The following is an 18,963-nucleotide window of genomic DNA, read 5'->3' as shown; positions in this document are numbered from 1 at the left end:
TAAAGAGTTGGCATGGAAAATTTAGCATTAATTGAATCATTTTCAGAATTCAAGGACGACAAGTTAATTGATCGTGTAACGCTAATGGCGATATTGGAAGATGTGTTTAGAAATGCACTGAAAAAGAAATTCGGGTCGGATGAGAATTTCGACATCATCATCAACCCGGACAAAGGCGATATGGAGATCTGGAGACGTCGCGTGATTGTGGCCGACGAAGACCTCGACCTCGAAAACGAAGAAATCACCCTGACCGAAGCGCGTAAAATAGAGCCCGATTTCGAGATCGGCGAAGAAGTTTCAGAAGAAGTGAAATTGATCGATTTGGGAAGACGTGCCATCTTGGCCTTGCGTCAAAACCTCATTTCAAAGATCCACGAACACGACAATACCAATCTTTACAAGCAATTTAAAGATTTAATTGGCGATATTTACACCGCCGAAGTACACCACGTGCGTCCGCGCGTCGTGATTTTGGTTGACGACGAAGGCAACGAAATCGTCTTGCCGAAAGAAAAGCAGATCCCGTCTGATTTCTTCCGCAAAGGCGACAACGTGCGCGGCATCATCGAGAACGTAGAGCTGAAAGGCAACAAGCCGCAAATCATCATGTCGCGTACCTCGGAAAAGTTCCTTGAGAAGTTGTTCGAGCAGGAAATCCCTGAGGTTTTCGACGGATTGATCATGGTGAAAAACGTCGTGCGTATTCCGGGCGAAAAAGCGAAAGTAGCCGTCGATTCTTACGACGACCGTATCGATCCGGTGGGCGCCTGCGTCGGGATGAAAGGTTCGCGCATCCACGGCATCGTACGTGAATTGGGTAACGAAAACATCGACGTGATCAACTACACGACCAACACAAACTTGTACATCACACGTGCGTTGAGCCCGGCAAAAGTTTCATCGATCAAGATCGACGAAGAGAACAAGCGCGCCGAAGTATTCTTGAAATTGGAAGAAGTTTCAAAGGCCATCGGACGCGGTGGACACAACATCAAACTCGCCGGACTTTTGACCGGTTATGAACTCGATGTCATCCGCGAGGGCAACATCGCCGAAGAAGAAGACGACGTAGAATTGACTGAATTCTCAGACGAAATCGAAGAGTGGGTAATCGAAGAATTCGCCAAAATCGGCCTCGACACCGCGCGCAGCATCCTCAAGCAAGATGTAGAAGATCTCGTCAGAAGAACCGATCTCGAAGAGGAAACCATCCTCGACGTGATGCGTATCCTCAAGGAAGAGTTCAACAGCTAATACGCTAACTACGCACAACACAACAATAGGTAACAATAAAAGATTATATGTCTGAAGAAAGAGTAATAAGAATCAACAAGGTTTTAAGGGAATTCAATATTTCGTTGGAACGCGCCGTCGATTATCTCAAGGATAAGGGTATCGCCATAGATGCCAACCCGAACGCGAAGATTTCCGAACGCGAATACGAAATCCTGCAAGGCCAATTTTCGACCGATAAGGGCGCGAAAGTGGCCTCGATGGAAGTGGGCGAAGAGAAGCGCAAGGAGAAAGAAGCCCTGCGTATCGAACGCGAACGCGAAATCGAAGACAAGCGCAAGCACGACGAGGAGCGCCAACGCCAAGAAGTGATCAAGGCGCGTGCGACCGTTACGGGCCCTAAGCAAGTGGGTACCATCGACCTCAATCCGCAAAAAGCCGAGACGCCAAAAGCACCGGAGGTGACCGAAAAGCCGGTCGAGCAGCCTGCTGCGCCAAAGGCACCCGAAGCACCGGCCGAAGAGGCGATCGCAACGCAGTACCACAAATTGTCTGGTGCGACGCTGACAGGTCAAACCATCGATTTGTCGCAGTTCGACAAGCCCAAAAAGAAAAAAGAAGAGCCTAGACCAGGAGGAAACAACCCTGCAGGAGGCGACGCGGCCAAGAGCAAGCGCAAGCGCATCCCGTCTAAGCCAGGCGACGTAAGACCCGGTATGGGCGGTCCTGGTGCCAGACCAGGACAACTTGGCGCCGGCGGTAAAGGAAAGCCAGGGTTCGGCAAGGGCAACCGTCCGGCCATCGCAGCCAAGGTAGAGCCTACCGAAGAAGAAGTCAAAAACCAAATCCGCGAAACCCTAGAGAAATTGCAGGGCAAGGGCGGTAAGTCAAAAGCGGCCAAATACAGAAGAGACAAACGCGATTCGCACCGTCAAAAATCGGAAGACGAACAACGCGAGCTCGAAGAAGGAAGCAAAACGCTCAAGGTAACCGAATTTGTAACCGTGGGTGAAATCGCGACCATGATGGACGTGCCGATCACCAAGGTCATCGGAACCTGTATGTCGCTCGGTATCATGGTGACGATGAACCAGCGCCTCGACGCCGAGACATTGACCATCGTGGCCGACGAATTCGGGTTCGATGTAGAGTTCATCACCACCGATTTGGAAGAAAACATCCAGGTCGAGGAAGACCGCGAAGAAGATTTGGCGACACGCGCGCCGATTGTCACCGTCATGGGTCACGTAGACCACGGTAAGACCTCGTTGCTCGATTACATCCGTAAGGAAAATGTAATCGCGGGCGAATCGGGCGGCATCACGCAGCACATCGGGGCTTATGGTGTGACGCTCGAGAACGGACAAAAAATCGCGTTCCTCGATACACCAGGTCACGAAGCATTTACGGCCATGCGTGCACGTGGTGCGCAAATCACCGACATCGCGATCATCGTGGTCGCTGCCGACGATGCCATCATGCCGCAAACCCGTGAGGCCATCAGCCACGCACAAGCTGCGGGCGTGCCGATTGTGTTTGCCATCAACAAAATAGACAAGCCAAACGCCAACCCCGACAAGATCAAGGAGCAATTGGCGGCCATGAACTTGCTGGTCGAGGACTGGGGCGGAAAAATCCAATCGCACGACATTTCGGCCAAGGCCGGAACGGGCGTCAAGGAATTGCTCGAGAAAGTATTGCTCGAGGCCGAAATCCTCGATTTGAAAGCCAACGCAGACCGATTGGCCTCGGGTACGGTTGTAGAAGCGCAACTCGACAAAGGCAAGGGTTATGTAGCAACCATCCTCGTACAAAACGGGACGTTGCGCGTAGGCGATTACATGCTTGCGGGCAAGAACCACGGCAAGATCCGTGCGATGCATGACGAACGCGGCCATACCGTCAAGGAAGCGGGTCCGTCGACGCCGGTATCGGTGCTCGGATTGGACGGCGCACCAACGGCAGGCGACAAATTCAACGTGTTTGACGACGAGCGCGAAGCCAAGCAAATTGCCGTCAAGCGTACGCAGTTGCAACGCGAACAATCGGTCAGGACACAACGTCACATTACGTTGGCCGAAATCGGTCGCCGTATCGCGCTGGGTCAGTTCAAGGAACTCAACATCATCATCAAGGGCGACGTGGACGGCTCGGTAGAAGCGCTGACCGACTCGTTCTCGAAATTGTCGACCGAAGAAATCCAGATCAACATCATCCACAAAGGCGTGGGTGCGATCACCGAATCGGACGTCATGCTCGCTTCGGCATCGGATGCCATCATCATCGGATTTAACGTACGTCCTGCGGGCAGCGCCAAGCAATTGGCCGAGAAGGAGGAAATCGACATCCGCAACTACTCGATCATCTACGATGCGATCGACGATTTGAAGGACGCGATGGAAGGCATGTTGTCGCCAGAAATGAAAGAAGAAGTTACCGGTACGGCCGAAATCCGCGAGTTGTTCAAGATCTCGAAAGTGGGTACTATCGCGGGCTGTATGGTCACCGATGGCCGTATCTACCGTTCGTCTAAGGTGCGTATCATCCGCGAAGGCGTGGTGGTGCACGAAGGCGAACTGACGGCGCTCAAGCGTTTCAAGGACGACGTTAAAGAAGTGTCCAAAGGCTACGATTGCGGTATCCAGATCAAGGGATACAACGACATCGAGCTCAACGATACGATCGAAGCGTTCCAGGAAGTGGCCGTGAAGAAAAAGTTGAAATAAGGAAAAAGGGGCTGAGGCCCCTTTTTTAATTTTAAAATTCCAAATTCCAAATTCCAAATTCCAAATTCCAAATTCCAAAATCCCAAAATCCAATCGTTCTTAAGCGCCCTTGGAATTTGGAATTTGAGATTTGGAATTTGTTTTTTTTATCTATTTGTTTGGTTTGATCAAAAACGCGTTCGCATAGGTTTTTTTAACCTCCGCCAGGTTGCGTTCGGCTTCGATGCGCGACTTGAAGTTGCCGATCCAAACCTTGTAGGTCGGGGTGCTGAAGACAATCGTGGCGTCGAACTGTTCGTGGTCTTTCCTGAATTCGGTCAGCGTTTTTTTGGCGTTTTCGCTTTCGCCGTTGTAGATCTGTATTTTGTACCGGTCGTTGACGGTAATCGATGAGTTGATCTTCCTTTTTTCGTTGAGCATTTGCTCGAATTTCGGGTCTTGGGTGACGGTCACGCCTTTGTCTTGTGCTTGCAATCCGAACGAAAGAAAAAGCGAGAAAAATAAGGTCGGGACGGGGCGCTCAAAAGGTAAGAATCTCATAATATGGTGATTTTAATACAAATGTACTATTTAATCGATTATTGGGCCTAAAAAATCTTATTTAGAATTAATATAAATTGATATTTAAGAACATTTTAAGGTTTTAAGAATAGTTCATAAGTCGTATTTTTGTGCAAGTTTTTTAAGCATGCGTGTATTTTTCGGGCTTCCTGCGCGAAAAATCGACGCCAAATACAGTCGATAATCATTTGTAATATGAAAAAAGTGGGTAACCATAATTCGATTTCCAGGGTATTGTTTTTAAGTCTGGCCCTGCTCACGTTCTCCTTCACTTCAATGGCTCAAGATGCTGCACCTGCGGCAACCGCTGCTCCTGCTGCCGATGCGGCCGCTGCACCTGCCGGTGGTGGAGATCCTGTAAAAGGGAAAGAGCTTTTTAACACCAATTGTGCTGCTTGTCACAAGCTCGACGGCAAATCGACAGGTCCTGCCTTGCGCAACGTGGCCGACAAGCACGACAAGGCTTGGTTGGTAAAATGGATCCACAACAGTTCAGAAATGATCAAAGCCGGCGACCCTGTGGCCGTCAAGCTTTTCAACGACAACAACAAGTCGGTCATGACCGCTTTCCCGCAATTGTCGGAAGGTGATATCGACAACATCTTGGCTTATACTTCACAGCCGGCTCCTGCCAAAAGCACCACTGCCGCGCCTCCTAGAACTGAAACGGCTGCCAACGCAGGTGGCGGAATTTCGAACAACGTAATTCTTGGCGCTCTTTGTGTCGTGATGTTGATCTTGGTGGTGATGTTGTTCATGGTGAACAATGTCTTGACAAAAGTGGCCAAGAAAAACGGCCTTGAAATCGCCGAAAAACCAGCCACTACACCAATCTGGGTTGCTTTCGCCAAAAACCAGTTCCTGGTGTTGGTTACTTCAATTTTCTTGTTGCTTGCTGCAGGTTACTTCTTCTACGGATGGGCCATGCAGGTAGGTGTCGATCAAAATTACGAACCGGTACAACCTATCCACTATTCGCACCGCATCCACGCCGGAAGCAACGGCATCGATTGTAAATACTGCCACTCGGCGGCACGCGTAAGCAAAACCGCGGGTATCCCGTCGCTCAACGTGTGTATGAACTGTCACAAGAACATCTCGGAGGTTTCGGATACTACCGCTACTGCAGAACATTCAAAAGCATTCTACGACGGCGAAATCCAGAAGTTATACGACGCTGTAGGATGGGACAAAGCCGCCCAAAAATACACCGGGAAAACACAGCCGGTCAAATGGGTGCGTATCCACAATCTTCCTGACTTTGCTTACTTCAACCACTCGCAGCACGTGACGGTGGCGGGCATCGAATGTCAAACTTGCCACGGTCCGGTAGAGGAGTTCGAACTCATGAAGCAATTCTCTCCGCTTACGATGGGCTGGTGTGTCGATTGCCACAGAAAGACAGATGTCAAGATGGAGGGCAACGAATACTACACCAAAATCCACGAGGAACTGTCTAAAAAGTACGGCGTCGACAAGTTGACGGCTGCGCAAATGGGCGGACTCGAATGTGGTAAGTGCCACTACTAGAAATCGTTTAACCGTGGATTTGGTTAACCGTTTAACCGAATTGGCGATTAACCGATTGACCGATTAAACAAAAGATAAATTAAGAAGCTAATTTTTATATACGATGTCATCAAACAAAAAATACTGGAAAAGTGTTGAGGAACTAAACGAAAATAGTTCTATTGTTGAGACGCTTAGAAATAACGAGTTTGTCGAGGAAATCCCGACGGAGCAGTTCCTTGGCGACAAGGAGGCGCTTTCTGAAAACGGGACTTCGCGTCGTGATTTCTTGAAATACGTCGGTTTTAGTACAGCCGCTGCCACGTTGGCCGCCTGTGAGGGCCCGGTGCACAAAGCAATCCCTTATGTCGTACAGCCAGAGCAAATCATCCCGGGTGTTTGGGATTATTATGCAACGTCTGTGTTCGACGGATTCGATTTTGCCAACCTGCTCATCAAAACCCGCGAAGGCCGTCCCATCAAGATCGAAAACAACACTTTGCCTGGAGCCAAGTTCGCCGCCAATGCGCGCGTTCACGCTTCGGTTTTGTCGATGTATGACAGCATGCGTCTCAAAGAGCCAAAGATTTTGGGTAAAGCCGCTTCTTGGGCAGATGTAGACAGCAAAGTAAAAGCAAGCCTCGCCGAAGGTGGGCCTATCGTGCTTCTTACCAGTACACTGGCGAGCCCGTCAACAGAAAAGTTGATCGCGGAATTTACCGCCAAGTATCCAACCGCAAAACATGTCATTTACGATGCCGTTTCGTCGTCTGAGGCGCTCGACGCGTTCGAAATGGCCTATGGCGAACGCGCGTTGGTGGATTATGATTTTTCTAAAGCCAACCTGATCGTTTCGATCGGTGCCGATTTCTTGGGCGACTGGCAAGGCGGAAGCTACGACTCGGGGTACGCCAAAGGCAGGATTCCGAGAAACGGTCAAATGTCGCGTCACTTCCAGATGGAGGCCAACATGACTTTGTCTGGCGCTGCAGCCGACAAGCGTCTGGCGATGACTTCGGCCGATCAAAAGCAAGCCTTGGTTAAAATATACAACGTCATCACCGGATCGGGTGTGGGCACGGGTAAAATTGCCAACGAAGACGCGGTCATGAAAGTGGCGCAGCAACTCAAGGCAGCGGGCAGCAAAGGTGTTTTGGTTTCGGGTATCGAAGACAAGAACGCGCAATTGCTCGTCCTGGCCATCAACCAGGCTTTGCAAAGCGAGGCGTTTACGACGGCCGGCACGCGTCAAATCCGCAAAGGATCAAACGCCAAGGTCGCGCAACTCGTAGCCGACATGAACGCGGGCAACGTCCGTACGTTGATCATGAGCGGCGTAAACCCAGTATACACTTTGCCGAACGGAAAAGATTTCGCGGCAGGTTTGAAGAAAGTAAAAACATCGGTGGCGTTCTCTTTGAAAGAAGACGAAACCGCTTCGCTCGCTACAATTGCCGCGGCGGCACCGCATTACCTCGAATCATGGGGCGATGTCGAAATGACCAAAGGCACGTACGCGCTTACACAACCAACCATCCGTCCGATCTTCAACACCAAGCAATTCCAAGAGGCGTTGATGTCTTGGAACGGAGCGGCAGGCACTTATTACGATTATCTCAAAGCTACGGCGTCGGGCATCATTGCCGGATCGACCTGGAACAAGGTATTGCACGACGGTATTTACGTAGGTGCGACAGGAGGTGCTGCTGCTACAGGCGGGGCCAATTATGCTGCCGCAGCCGCTGCGCTTGCACAAGCCAAGCCAGCCGGTGGTTTCGAATTGCACCTGTACACCAAAACCGGTCTCGGCGACGGGCAACAAGCGGGTAACCCGTGGTTGCAGGAATTCCCGGATCCGATCACGCGTGTGTCTTGGGACAACTACGTGACCGTGTCGAGAGCCGATGCTGAAAGCCTTGGTTTGTACAACGAAATCGTCGCCAACGGTGGTCTCGACGGAAGCTACGTCAACATTACCGTATCGGGCACCACGCTCGAGAAAGTACCGGTAATCATCCAGCCGGGTCAGGCCAAAGGTACCTTGGGTCTTTCGGTAGGATACGGTCGTACGGCTTCGATGAAAGAAGAAATGAAAGTGGGTGTCAATGCCTACGTTCTCTATAAAGGTTTCAACAATGTGCAAACCGCGACCGTCAAGGAAGCGGGCGGCAATCACGAGTTTGCTTGTGTCCAAGGACAAAAGACGCTTATGGGCCGTGGCGACATCATCAAGGAAACCACACTCGATATTTACAACAAAGAAGAAGCCGAAGTATGGAACCCGGTTCCGGTCGTGTCTTTGGACCACGAAGAAGTGCCGGCCACTACCGTCGATCTTTGGGAGTCTTTCGACAGCTCGGTGGGCCACCACTTTAACCTTTCGATCGATTTGAACGCCTGTACCGGTTGCGGGGCTTGCGTGATTGCTTGTCATGCCGAGAACAACGTTCCGGTGGTGGGCAAGTCGGAGGTAAGAAGAAGCCGCGACATGCACTGGTTGCGCATCGACCGTTACTACTCTTCGGAAGAGACTTTCGCCAAAGACAACGAGAAGAAGAACAACTTCGACGGCTTGTTCGGCGAAAAAGGTTCATTGGGCGGATTCGGTGAAATGGAAAGCCCTGCCGACAACCCGCAGGTGTCGTTCCAGCCGGTCATGTGTCAGCACTGTAACCACGCACCGTGTGAAACGGTTTGTCCGGTTGCCGCTACGTCGCACTCGCGTCAAGGACACAACCACATGGCGTACAACCGTTGTATCGGAACGCGTTATTGCGCGAACAACTGCCCGTATAAAGTGCGTCGTTTCAACTGGTTCCTCTACAACAAAAACAGCGAATTCGACTACCACATGAACGACGACCTCGGCCGTATGGTGTTGAACCCAGATGTCAACGTGCGTTCGCGCGGGGTCATGGAAAAGTGTTCGTTCTGTATCCAAAAGACGCAGTCGACAATCCTTGCAGCCAAACGAGAAGGCCGTGCAGTCAAGGCAGATGAATTTGAAGTGGCTTGTTCGGCGGCTTGTTCTTCGGGAGCGATGGCCTTTGGGGATGTCAACAACAAAGCAGATAAAGTAGCCCAATTGGCCGAAAGCGACAGGATGTACCACTTGCTCGAGCACGTAGGCACCAAGCCGAATGTGTTCTACCACGTGAAAGTCAGAAACAGCTAGTAAAGTAAATTATTAAGAAAACAAGATACAGATTATGTCGTCTCACTACGAAGCACCCATCAGAAAACCGTTGGTCATTGGTGATAAAAACTATCACGATGTAACAGTGGACATTGCCGCGCCGGTAGAAGGCCGCGCCAACAAACAATGGTGGACAGTATTTTTAATTGCGCTCGCCGCATTCCTTTGGGGAGTTGGTTGTATCATTTACACCGTCTCTACCGGTATCGGAACCTGGGGATTGAACAAAACCGTCGGCTGGGCGTGGGACATCACCAACTTCGTTTGGTGGGTGGGTATCGGTCACGCGGGAACGCTGATCTCGGCCGTACTCTTGTTGTTCCGTCAAAAATGGAGAATGGCCATCAACCGTTCGGCAGAAGCGATGACGATCTTCTCGGTAGTCCAAGCGGGTCTGTTCCCAATCATCCACATGGGTCGCCCGTGGCTTGCTTACTGGACGCTTCCGATTCCGAACCAATTCGGATCTTTGTGGGTCAACTTCAACTCGCCGCTCCTTTGGGACGTATTTGCGATCTCGACCTATCTTTCGGTTTCACTCGTATTCTGGTGGACTGGCCTCTTGCCTGACTTTGCGATGATCCGCGACCGTGCGGTGACTCCTTTCGCCAAAAGAATCTACACCATCCTTTCTTTCGGATGGACCGGACGTGCCAAAGATTGGCAGCGTTTCGAAGAAGTTTCGCTTGTACTCGCGGGACTTGCTACCCCACTCGTACTTTCGGTACACACCATCGTATCCTTTGACTTTGCTACCTCGGTCATCCCGGGATGGCACACGACCATCTTCCCGCCGTACTTTGTGGCCGGTGCGGTATTCTCTGGATTTGCGATGGTAAACACGCTTTTGATCATCATGCGTAAAGTGTGTAACATGGAGGCGTACATCACCATCCAGCACATCGAGCTCATGAACATCATCATCATGATCACCGGATCGATCGTAGGTGTGGCCTACATCACCGAGTTGTTCATCGCTTGGTACTCGGGCGTAGAATACGAACAATACGCGTTCTTGAACCGTGCAACCGGCCCTTACTGGTGGGCTTACTGGTCGATGATGACCTGTAACGTGTTCTCACCGCAGTTCATGTGGTTCAAGAAACTCCGTACGTCGATCATGTTCTCGTTCGTGATTTCGATTGTGGTAAACATCGGGATGTGGTTCGAACGTTTCGTGATCATCGTGACATCGTTGCACCGCGATTACCTGCCGTCTTCTTGGACGATGTTCTCGCCAACGTTTGTCGATATCGGAATCTTTATCGGAACCATCGGATTCTTCTTTGTCTTGTTCCTGTTGTACTCGAGAACCTTCCCGGTAATCGCGCAGGCAGAGGTTAAGACAATCTTGAAGACATCGGGAGAAAACTATAAGAGAGAAAGAGAAGCTAATAAACATTCGCATCATGAGCACTAATAAAGTTATACACGCCCTTTACAACGACGACGACGTCTTGATGGACGCGGTAAAACAAACGCGCAAGGCACACCACCACATCGAGGAAGTATACACGCCGTTTCCGGTTCACGGACTCGACAAGGCGATGGGCTTGGCCCCGACCAGATTGGCGATTTGCGCCTTCATCTACGGTTGTATCGGTTTGTCTACGGCAACCTGGATGATGAACAACATCATGATCTCGGACTGGCCGCAAGACATTGGTGGTAAGCCAAGTTTCAGCTACATCCAGAACATGCCAGCGTTCGTGCCGGTAATGTTCGAGATGACGGTATTCTTTGCGGCGCACTTGATGGTGATCACGTTTTACATGAGAAGCCGTATGTGGCCGTTCAAACAAGCCGAAAATCCAGATGTGAGAACCACCGACGACCACTTCCTGATGGAAGTAGCCGTGAGCGGGAACGAAAACGACATGGTGTCTTTCTTCCAGAACACAGGTGCCGTCGAAGTTAAAGTAATTGAAAAGCATTAATCTATGAAAAGGGTATACCATATTGCGCTTTTAGCAGGAGTAGCGATCATTGCATCGTCTTGCCAAAACACCAAGAAACCAAACTACCAGTACATGCCCAACATGTACGAGGCGGTTTCGTATGAGACCTACGCAGAATCCGATGCTTTCAAGAACGGCAAGGAAGGTCAGTTGCCACCGGCAGGAACCATCAACAGAGGGTTTGAGGTATACGATTACCCAAATACCACCGAAGGTTACGAAGCGGCCAAAGCCAATTCGAAGTCGCCTTACGGACCATGGTCTGAGGCCGACAAGGAAAAAGCAAAAGGACTTTACGAAATTTATTGTGCGATTTGTCACGGGGCTGCCGGCGACGGAAAAGGAAAACTCGTCAAACAGGAGAAGTTCCTTGGGGTGCCGAGCTACAAAGACCGCGTGATCACCGAAGGAAGCGTCTTTCACGTAGAGACTTACGGACTGAACGCCATGGGTTCACACGCCAATCAACTCAGCACCAAGGAGCGTTGGATGATTGCGGCCTACGTCATGGAACTCAAAAACAAATAATGTAGAACAAACTGATTGCAATAGATATGTACACATTTTCAAGTAAATTAAAAACATTTTCTTTGATCCTGATGGTCGTCGGACTGCTTGGGATCGGGTATGGGTTTTTAACTGCACCAAAAGACATTAAGGAAGTCGAGGCAATCCTGGCAGCCGAACACCACGGCCACGGAACAGGGCATGAAGCTGCGGGTCATGAAGGCCACGAAGCCAAAGGCCATGACGCCCACGGGGCCGAAGCGCACAAAGCCGAAGCCACCGAAGCGCACGCGCCTACCGTAGATCCGGTACACCACGACGCCGTTCCTGTAGCCAATGTCGCTGAAAAAGAACTCGATTCGATGCATGTCGATACCGTTGCAATCGCTGCCGCGCCGGTCGTTCACACCGAGGCGCCTGCCGATTTGGGCATCCGCAAACACAAGACCGAAAAGGTTGATGAGCACGCCGAGCACGAAAAACATTTGAACCACGTATTGCACCAATTGCAGAACAAGCCTTGGGCTGCTTTGTATGTGGCTTGTATCTTTTTCTTGTTGATCTCGATGGGTGTACTTGCATTCTATGCGATCCAACAAGTGGCGCAAGCCGGATGGTCTCCGGTATTGTTCCGCGTCATGGAAGGCATCACGGCTTACTTGCCGGTGGCGTCGGTTATTTTCTTTATCCTGTTGCTTTTGAGCGCGTTCCATTTCAACCACTTGTTTGTTTGGATGGCCGATGGGGTGACCGATCCAGCCAGTCCGAATTACGACAAGTTGATCGCGGGTAAATCAGGGTATTTGAACGTATCGTTCTGGCTCATCCGCGCGGCGATCTTCCTGATCGGATGGAACCTGTACCGTCATTTCTCGAGAAAAGGCCAATTGGCGCAAGACGAATCGAGCGACGACAGCAACTACAAAAAAGTATTCAAGATGTCTGCCGGATTCCTCGTGTTCTTTATCGTATCGGAATCGATCATGTCTTGGGACTGGATCATGTCGGTTGACCCGCACTGGTTCTCGACTTTGTTCGGTTGGTATGTGTTCGCGAGTTTCTTTGTGAGCGGCATCACCACCATTTGTATGATTACGCTTTACTTGAAGAACAACGGATATTTGGAGCATGTCAACACCAGCCACATCCACGATTTGGCCAAGTTCATGTTCGGTATTTCGGTTTTCTGGACCTACCTTTGGTTCTCGCAGTTCATGTTGATCTGGTATGCGAACATTCCTGAAGAGGTCACTTATTTCGTGACGCGCATCAACGACTACACCTTGCCTTTCTGGGGCGCGGTCGTGATGAACTTCGTGTTCCCGATCCTGATTTTGATCAACACCGATTTCAAACGTATTTCATGGGTATTGGTGATGGCCGGTGTCGTGATCCTTTGCGGCCACTACGTCGACTTCTTCAACATGATCATGCCGGCTACCGTGGGCGACCAATGGTTTATCGGCATCCCAGAGATCGCATCGGTATGTTTCTTCCTCGGATTGTTCATTTTTGTGGTGTTTACCGCGCTTACCAAAGTGCCGCTGATGCCAAAACGCAACCCGTTCATCGAAGAAAGTAAACATTTTCATTATTAATATTTAAAGCAAGAGTCAGATGACAAGTTTGTTGGTAATTATAGTTTTAGTCTTATTAGCCGTCGCGTTGTGGCAGCTGACGAAAATATTTGATTTGACGCAAATCGCGGCCAAGGCAAATAATTCGCAGGTAGCCAACGACAAGGATAATAACATCCAAGGATACCTGATGTTCATCTTCTTGGCGTTCATTTATATCCTGACGATCTACGGCTTGATCAAATGGGGCCACTTCGTTTTGAGTACGCCTGCATCGGCACACGGTGGACTGGTCGACAACCTCATGAACATCACCTGGGTGCTGTTGTTTGTCGTGCAAACCATCACGCAGTTCCTGTTGCACTACTTTGCTTTTAAATACAGAGGCACCAAGGACAAAAAGGCCTTGTATTTTGCCGATAACGACAAACTCGAATTCATCTGGTCTGTGATCCCGGCCATCGTTTTGGCAGGTTTGATCTTGTATGGTTTGTATGCCTGGACCAACATCATGTTCGTCGACGAAAAAGAAGAAGACGTAATGATTGTAGAGGTGTATGCGCAGCAGTTCAAATGGACGGCGCGTTACTCGGGCGAAGACGACGTGCTCGGCAAAGCCAACGTGCGTTACATTGAAGGCATCAACACCCTGGGTGTCGATTTGGCCGACCCGAATGCGCAAGACGACAAAGTCACGCAGGAATTGCATTTGCCTAAAGGAAAGAAGGTTTTGTTCAAGTTCCGTTCGCAAGACGTATTGCACTCGGCTTATTTCCCACACTTCCGCGCGCAGATGAACTGTGTACCGGGCATGGTGACGGAGTTTGCTTTCGAGCCGATTTACACCACGGCCGAAATGCGCGACATGGATTTCATGAAAGAAAAAGTGGCCAACATCAACGTGATCCGCGCCAAGAAAAGCCAGGAACTCGTCGCCAAAGGCGGACAGCCGCTTGACCCGTATACCTTCGACTATTTGTTGTTGTGTAACAAGATTTGCGGTTCGTCGCACTACAACATGCAAATGAAAGTGGTGGTCGATACGCCTGAGGATTTCAAGAAGTGGTTGGCCGAGAAGCCAACGCTCATCGAAGAGGTCAAAGCGGCCAACGCCACCCCGGCCGAAACAGAAGCGCCGGCCGCCACACAGGATTCGGCCAAAGCGCAAGACACGACCGCAGTAGCCAAAGCCGTTGCCGCCAAATAATTCATTAAAAGAACTAAAAGTACACAATATGTCAGCATTAGCTCACGATCACGGACACGATCACGACCATTCACACGACCACGATCACGGCCATGAACACCACCATAAGGACACGTTCATCACCAAATACATTTTCAGTATTGACCACAAGATGATCGCCAAGCAATACCTGATCACGGGTATCATCATGGGGGTTATCGGTGTCGGGATGTCGATGTTGTTCCGTATGCAACTCGCTTGGCCAGAAGAATCGTTCAAAGTATTCAGCTTCTTCCTGGGCGATCACGCGCCAAACGGCGTGATGAACAACGACATGTACCTGGCACTCGTCACGATCCACGGAACCATCATGGTATTCTTTGTCTTGACGGCCGGTTTGTCGGGTACCTTTAGTAACCTGCTTATTCCGCTACAATGTGGCGCGCGTGATATGGCGTCGGGCTTTTTGAACATGATTTCGTACTGGTTGTTCTTTACGTCGTCGGTCATCATGGTGTGTTCATTGTTCGTCGAAGCCGGTCCGGCATCGGCAGGTTGGACGATCTATCCGCCGCTTTCTGCGTTGCCGCAAGCCATTGGCGGGTCGGGTGCAGGTATGACGTTGTGGCTCGTTTCGATGGCGGTCTTCATCGCTTCGTCGTTGATGGGCTCGTTGAACTATGTCGTGACCGTTTTGAACTTGCGTACCAAAGGCATGTCGATGACGCGCCTACCGCTGACGATCTGGGCGTTCTTTATCACGGCCATCATCGGTATCATTTCGTTCCCGGTACTTTTGTCGGCAGCATTGTTGCTCATCATGGACAGAAGTTTCGGTACGTCGTTCTTCCTTTCTGACATTTACATCGCCGGCGAAGTATTGCACTACCAAGGTGGTTCACCGGTATTGTTCGAGCACTTGTTCTGGTTCCTCGGACACCCCGAAGTATACATCGTTATCTTGCCTGCGATGGGTCTCGTATCAGAAATCATGGCCACCAACTCGCGCAAGCCGATCTTTGGTTACCGCGCGATGATCATGTCGATCTTGGCCATTGCGTTCTTGTCGACCATCGTTTGGGGCCACCACATGTTTATGTCGGGTATGAACCCGTTCCTCGGATCGGTGTTTACCTTTACGACACTCTTGATCGCGATCCCGTCTGCGGTAAAAGCGTTCAACTGGATCACGACGTTGTGGAAAGGCAACCTGCAGATGAACCCTGCCATGTTGTACTCGATGGGCTTCGTATCGACGTTTATCACGGGTGGTCTTACAGGCATCATCTTGGGTGACTCGACGCTCGACATCAACGTACACGATACGTACTTTGTCGTGGCGCACTTCCACCTCGTAATGGGTATCTCTGCGCTTTATGGTATGTTCGCGGGTATTTACCACTGGTATCCGAAGATGTTTGGGCGCATGCTCAACAAAAACCTCGGCTATGTACACTTTTGGGTGACCACGGTTTGTGCGTACGGCGTATTCTTCCCGATGCACTTTATCGGACTCGCCGGATTGCCGCGTCGTTACTACACCAACACTGCGTTCCCGTTGTTCGACGAATTGCAGGACGTAAACGTTTTGATTACTTTGTTCGCGTTGGTGGGCGGGGCATTCCAATTGGTGTTCCTGTACAACTTCTTCGCAAGCATCTTTTTCGGCAAACGTGCCGAGCAAAACCCTTGGCGTTCGACCACGCTCGAATGGACCGCACCGGTCGAGCACATGCACGGCAACTGGCCGGGTGAAATCCCTGAAGTACACCGTTGGCCATACGATTACAGCAAGCCGGGCCACGACGACGATTTCGTGCCACAGCACATCCCAATGAAAGACGGCGAAGAGGAGTTGCACCACTAATCTTCATCAAAATATAGAAAGCCTTCCATTTAGGGAGGCTTTTTTTATACCCAAAAGGCAAGGTCATTCATCGTCATTTTTTATGGTGTCGGCAAGCGATAAATGCGTATATTTATACAAACCAAAACCCGATGACCAAAGAATATTCAAACGGCGAAGTCACGATTGTATGGAAGCCCGAGTTGTGCATCCATTCGGGTATTTGCGCCCGCGGATTGCCCAAGGTGTTCCAGCCGCGCGAAAAGCCCTGGATCAAGCAAGACGGCGCGACCACGGCGCAAATCATCGAACAGGTCAGCAAATGCCCATCGGGTGCGCTGAGCACTTACCTAAACGCCCAAAAACCCAACCATGGATAACACCCTGCACCGCAACGACGAAAAGAGACGTTTTGAACTCGAAGTAGAAGGCCATACCGCCTTTATCGAATTCATCGTCGACAAAGACAACAACATGTACCTCACCCATACCGAAGTGCCCACTGCGCTCGGCGGCAAAGGCGTCGGCAAGTCGATCGTGGAAAAGGCCTTGCACTACCTGAAGGACAACGGCTACAAACTCGCGCCATTGTGTCCGTTTGTGGCGGCTTATCTCAAACGCAATCCCGAATGGAAGTCGCTGCTTGCACCGGGCTACAACATCGGCTGATGGATTTCGAGCTCCTCCATAACGAAGCCGACCACCAATTCGAATTCCAAATCGACGGGCAAACTGCGTTTGTCGAATACTTCACCGAAGGCAAGAAAGTTTACCTCACGCATACCGAAGTGCCCGCGTCTATGCAAGGACAGGGCATCGCCTCGCAGCTCATCCAAAAAACGTTGCGGCACCTCAAAGCGCACCACCGCATTTTGGTGCCGCAATGCAGCTTTGTTTCGGCCTATGTAAACGAGCATCCCGAGTGGCGTTCCATTTTGTCCGAGGGCTATCAGATGTAAATCGGTTTGGCTATATTTGCCGTATGAACGAAAATCTTGACCCCACGAACCAACGTTACAATCCCGAAGAGCTCGATCTCGAAAAAAGATTGCGGCCGCTGGCGTTCGACGATTTCTCGGGGCAAGACCAAATTCTGGACAACCTCAAGGTTTTTGTAGAAGCGGCCAATTTGCGCAACGAGGCGCTCGACCATACGCTGTTCCACGGGCCTCCGGGACTCGGGAAAACGACACTTGCGAATATCCTGGCGAACGAACTCGGCGTGGGCATCAAAATCACGTCGGGGCCCGTGCTGGACAAACCCGGCGACCTGGCCGGACTGCTCACCAATTTAGAAGAACGCGATGTGTTGTTCATCGACGAGATCCACCGCCTGAGCCCCATCGTAGAGGAATACCTGTATTCGGCCATGGAAGATTTCAAGATCGACATCATGATCGAATCGGGACCGAATGCCCGTACGGTGCAAATCAACCTCAATCCGTTTACGCTCGTGGGCGCCACCACACGTTCGGGGTTGTTGACCTCGCCCATGCGCGCGCGTTTCGGCATCCAAAGCCGCCTGCAATACTACACGACCGAACTCCTGACGACCATCGTCCAACGAAGTTCGTCCATCCTCAAAATGCCGATCACCATGGAAGCCGCCATCGAAATCGCGGGCCGAAGCCGTGGTACGCCGCGTATCGCCAACGCCTTGTTGCGCCGTGTACGCGACTTTGCCCAAATCAAAGGCAACGGCAAAATCGACATCGAGATCGCCAAGTATGCGCTGCGCGCGCTCAACGTAGACGCGCACGGGCTCGACGAAATGGACAACAAAATCCTGAACACCATCATCGACAAATTCAAGGGCGGCCCCGTGGGATTGTCTACGCTGGCCACGGCCGTTTCCGACAGCGGCGAGACGATCGAGGAGGTGTATGAGCCGTTTTTGATTCAGGAGGGTTTCATCATCCGTACGCCGCGCGGACGCGAGGTGACGGAGAAGGCGTATAGGCACCTTGGGAAGATTAGGAATAATATCCAGGGCGGGTTGTTTTAATTTTCTATTTTTTATTTTTATTATTTATTGGCGGGTCGTTGATTGACATTCGCTATTCTTTATTTTTACTATTTATTGGCGTTTGACGGCTCGTCAAAAGCTGTTCGCATTTGACTCGCCGCTGGTCGTTGATTGAGGCGAATTCGATATTCGACATTCGTTGTTCGAAATTCAATATTCTTTATTGTTTATTGGCGTTTGGCGGCTCGTCAAAAGCTATTCGCGTTTTCCTCGCCGCCACCGCGCTTTACGCTGCAATCTTTTACCTACGCTGCGCTGCGTTAAAAGGATTTCCACTTCAATCGCTAACGCGGCCTCACGAAGAACATTTGCTTGTGCGAGAAACATTTACTTCGCTTATTTTGCTGAACGTTTAGCGGCTCCGCTGCGCTCCGCCGCAGATTAACACGCTTCGTTTGTCATTCCGACGGCAGGAGGAATCTCATTGAAGGCCCGTTTAATTTCTTCAGTTTTTTTGTGTGGATTTGTTAGACTGCACCCAAAAGTTTAGACAAGTTAATAGTTACATTGATAATGATGGATCCGATATTGTGTCGGGCTCATTCCATTTAAATTTAGTTTAATCCTGTCATTGTTATAATAATTGATGTACTCTTTTATCTCATGCCTTAAATGGTCTATTGACCTGAACTTAT

The 18,963-nt window shown here is 50.5% G+C and carries 16 protein-coding genes; 14 read left to right on the top strand and 2 right to left on the bottom strand.

The window, feature by feature from the left end:
- Positions 1 to 12: 12 nt before the first annotated feature.
- Together nusA and infB are read left to right on the top strand one after the other, a co-directional pair.
- A complete protein-coding gene (gene nusA / locus BLP55_RS10820) occupies positions 13 to 1,257 on the top strand; it encodes a transcription termination factor NusA (RefSeq protein ID WP_091143604.1) in 1,245 nt (414 codons plus the stop codon).
- A gap of 47 nt (positions 1,258 to 1,304) precedes the next feature.
- Complete coding sequence (infB, locus tag BLP55_RS10815) at positions 1,305 to 3,962, top strand: translation initiation factor IF-2 (protein ID WP_091143600.1); 2,658 nt, start codon at positions 1,305 to 1,307, stop codon at positions 3,960 to 3,962.
- Between the two features lie 150 nt (positions 3,963 to 4,112).
- Here the strand turns inward: infB and BLP55_RS10810 are convergent, their stop codons facing one another.
- On the bottom strand, positions 4,113 to 4,502 hold the full coding sequence (locus tag BLP55_RS10810; RefSeq protein WP_091143597.1) for an SPOR domain-containing protein: 390 nt from the start codon (positions 4,500 to 4,502) through the stop codon (positions 4,113 to 4,115).
- A gap of 216 nt (positions 4,503 to 4,718) precedes the next feature.
- On the opposite strand from BLP55_RS10810, the gene BLP55_RS10805 reads away from it, so the two are divergent.
- The 12 genes from BLP55_RS10805 to ruvB all read left to right on the top strand — a co-directional run bounded on the left by BLP55_RS10805 (position 4,719) and on the right by ruvB (position 18,307).
- Positions 4,719 to 6,053, top strand: coding sequence for a c-type cytochrome (locus tag BLP55_RS10805; RefSeq protein ID WP_091143593.1), 1,335 nt, complete (start codon positions 4,719 to 4,721; stop codon positions 6,051 to 6,053).
- Positions 6,054 to 6,156: 103 nt separating this feature from the next.
- Positions 6,157 to 9,207 (top strand): TAT-variant-translocated molybdopterin oxidoreductase, encoded by a 3,051-nt coding sequence (locus tag BLP55_RS10800; RefSeq protein ID WP_091143590.1) that lies wholly within the window; start codon positions 6,157 to 6,159, stop codon positions 9,205 to 9,207.
- Between the two features lie 34 nt (positions 9,208 to 9,241).
- Positions 9,242 to 10,648: an NrfD/PsrC family molybdoenzyme membrane anchor subunit gene (nrfD, locus tag BLP55_RS10795; protein ID WP_091143586.1), complete on the top strand. Its 1,407-nt coding sequence runs from the start codon at positions 9,242 to 9,244 to the stop codon at positions 10,646 to 10,648.
- A complete protein-coding gene (locus BLP55_RS10790; RefSeq protein WP_091143582.1) occupies positions 10,638 to 11,165 on the top strand; it encodes a DUF3341 domain-containing protein in 528 nt (175 codons plus the stop codon). Before nrfD ends, BLP55_RS10790 begins: the two co-directional genes overlap by 11 nt.
- Before the next feature lie 3 nt (positions 11,166 to 11,168).
- Positions 11,169 to 11,714 carry a c-type cytochrome gene (locus tag BLP55_RS10785; RefSeq protein ID WP_091143578.1) on the top strand — a complete coding sequence of 182 codons (546 nt, stop codon included), beginning with the start codon at positions 11,169 to 11,171 and terminating at the stop codon, positions 11,712 to 11,714.
- Between the two features lie 26 nt (positions 11,715 to 11,740).
- Positions 11,741 to 13,291: a quinol:cytochrome C oxidoreductase gene (locus BLP55_RS10780; protein WP_091143574.1), complete on the top strand. Its 1,551-nt coding sequence runs from the start codon at positions 11,741 to 11,743 to the stop codon at positions 13,289 to 13,291.
- A 19-nt stretch (positions 13,292 to 13,310) separates the two neighbouring features.
- Entirely contained in the window at positions 13,311 to 14,477 is a 1,167-nt protein-coding gene (locus BLP55_RS10775; RefSeq protein WP_091143571.1) for a cytochrome c oxidase subunit II, read from the top strand.
- A 28-nt stretch (positions 14,478 to 14,505) separates the two neighbouring features.
- A complete protein-coding gene (locus BLP55_RS10770; protein ID WP_091143567.1) occupies positions 14,506 to 16,323 on the top strand; it encodes a cytochrome c oxidase subunit I in 1,818 nt (605 codons plus the stop codon).
- A gap of 131 nt (positions 16,324 to 16,454) precedes the next feature.
- Positions 16,455 to 16,682, top strand: coding sequence for a (4Fe-4S)-binding protein (locus BLP55_RS10765; RefSeq protein WP_091143562.1), 228 nt, complete (start codon positions 16,455 to 16,457; stop codon positions 16,680 to 16,682).
- Positions 16,675 to 16,971, top strand: a complete 297-nt coding sequence (locus BLP55_RS10760) for a GNAT family N-acetyltransferase (protein ID WP_091143559.1) — start codon at positions 16,675 to 16,677, stop codon at positions 16,969 to 16,971. The genes BLP55_RS10765 and BLP55_RS10760 overlap by 8 nt, the downstream gene beginning before the upstream one ends.
- Complete coding sequence (locus BLP55_RS10755; protein WP_091143555.1) at positions 16,971 to 17,261, top strand: GNAT family N-acetyltransferase; 291 nt, start codon at positions 16,971 to 16,973, stop codon at positions 17,259 to 17,261. The genes BLP55_RS10760 and BLP55_RS10755 overlap by 1 nt, the downstream gene beginning before the upstream one ends.
- A 23-nt stretch (positions 17,262 to 17,284) precedes the next feature.
- Positions 17,285 to 18,307, top strand: a complete 1,023-nt coding sequence (gene ruvB / locus BLP55_RS10750) for a Holliday junction branch migration DNA helicase RuvB (RefSeq protein ID WP_091143550.1) — start codon at positions 17,285 to 17,287, stop codon at positions 18,305 to 18,307.
- A 516-nt stretch (positions 18,308 to 18,823) separates the two neighbouring features.
- Here the strand turns inward: ruvB and BLP55_RS10745 are convergent.
- The gene (locus BLP55_RS10745; RefSeq protein WP_394331923.1) at positions 18,824 to 18,949 is read right to left on the bottom strand and encodes an IS3 family transposase; all 126 of its coding nucleotides are present in this window, start codon (positions 18,947 to 18,949) and stop codon (positions 18,824 to 18,826) included.
- Positions 18,950 to 18,963: the final 14 nt, after the last annotated feature.

The organism is Flavobacterium caeni (genome assembly GCF_900101895.1).
Lineage (GTDB): Bacteria > Bacteroidota > Bacteroidia > Flavobacteriales > Flavobacteriaceae > Flavobacterium > Flavobacterium caeni.
Note: the sequence above shows the minus strand (reverse complement) of the source record. Positions and strands in the feature narration are given on the sequence as shown.

Coding starts and splice junctions, on each gene's coding strand:
- BLP55_RS10800 (WP_091143590.1), top strand. CDS start 6,157: ATGTCATCAAACAAAAAATACTGGAAAAGTGTTGAGGAACTAAACGAA.
- BLP55_RS10805 (WP_091143593.1), top strand. CDS start 4,719: ATGAAAAAAGTGGGTAACCATAATTCGATTTCCAGGGTATTGTTTTTA.
- BLP55_RS10790 (WP_091143582.1), top strand. CDS start 10,638: ATGAGCACTAATAAAGTTATACACGCCCTTTACAACGACGACGACGTC.
- BLP55_RS10770 (WP_091143567.1), top strand. CDS start 14,506: ATGTCAGCATTAGCTCACGATCACGGACACGATCACGACCATTCACAC.
- BLP55_RS10780 (WP_091143574.1), top strand. CDS start 11,741: ATGTACACATTTTCAAGTAAATTAAAAACATTTTCTTTGATCCTGATG.
- BLP55_RS10775 (WP_091143571.1), top strand. CDS start 13,311: ATGACAAGTTTGTTGGTAATTATAGTTTTAGTCTTATTAGCCGTCGCG.
- BLP55_RS10810 (WP_091143597.1), bottom strand. CDS start 4,502: ATGAGATTCTTACCTTTTGAGCGCCCCGTCCCGACCTTATTTTTCTCG.
- infB (WP_091143600.1), top strand. CDS start 1,305: ATGTCTGAAGAAAGAGTAATAAGAATCAACAAGGTTTTAAGGGAATTC.
- BLP55_RS10760 (WP_091143559.1), top strand. CDS start 16,675: ATGGATAACACCCTGCACCGCAACGACGAAAAGAGACGTTTTGAACTC.
- BLP55_RS10765 (WP_091143562.1), top strand. CDS start 16,455: ATGACCAAAGAATATTCAAACGGCGAAGTCACGATTGTATGGAAGCCC.
- nrfD (WP_091143586.1), top strand. CDS start 9,242: ATGTCGTCTCACTACGAAGCACCCATCAGAAAACCGTTGGTCATTGGT.
- nusA (WP_091143604.1), top strand. CDS start 13: ATGGAAAATTTAGCATTAATTGAATCATTTTCAGAATTCAAGGACGAC.
- BLP55_RS10755 (WP_091143555.1), top strand. CDS start 16,971: ATGGATTTCGAGCTCCTCCATAACGAAGCCGACCACCAATTCGAATTC.
- BLP55_RS10785 (WP_091143578.1), top strand. CDS start 11,169: ATGAAAAGGGTATACCATATTGCGCTTTTAGCAGGAGTAGCGATCATT.
- ruvB (WP_091143550.1), top strand. CDS start 17,285: ATGAACGAAAATCTTGACCCCACGAACCAACGTTACAATCCCGAAGAG.